The sequence below is a fragment of the Pelomonas sp. KK5 genome, from assembly GCF_001984095.1.
Lineage (GTDB): Bacteria > Pseudomonadota > Gammaproteobacteria > Burkholderiales > Burkholderiaceae_C > KK5.
Genome location: NZ_LYVQ01000590.1, coordinates 1 through 324 on the forward strand (window position 1 = coordinate 1; position 324 = coordinate 324).

The window sequence follows — 324 nt, forward strand, 5'->3', positions numbered from 1 at the left end:
GGCGGCGTCCGACGGTGCCGCTGTCGTTGCCCAGGCCGACCGCCTGCGCAGCCTGGGCCTGTCGGCCGCTGGCACGCTGGAGGACCTGTCCACGCTGCTGCAGCAGATGGCCGTGGCCCAGGCCGCGCCGCGTGCGCTGGACGACCAGGATCCCGACACGGCCGAGGCCCGCCGCCTGGCCGCCCTGCTGCCCGCCGACGAGATCCAGCTGATGTACAGCATGGCGCTGCACGGCCGGCAGGAGCTGGCGCTGGCGCCCGATGAATATGCGGGCCTGCTGATGGTGCTGCTGCGGATGCTGAGCTTTCGCCCCGCCGGCGGGGC

The 324-nt window shown here is 74.4% G+C and carries 1 pseudogene; it reads left to right on the top strand.

Annotation, left to right across the window (positions count from 1 at the left end):
* Window positions 1-324, top strand: a pseudogene (locus tag B0W88_RS32375) (DNA polymerase III subunit gamma/tau); the annotation flags it as partial.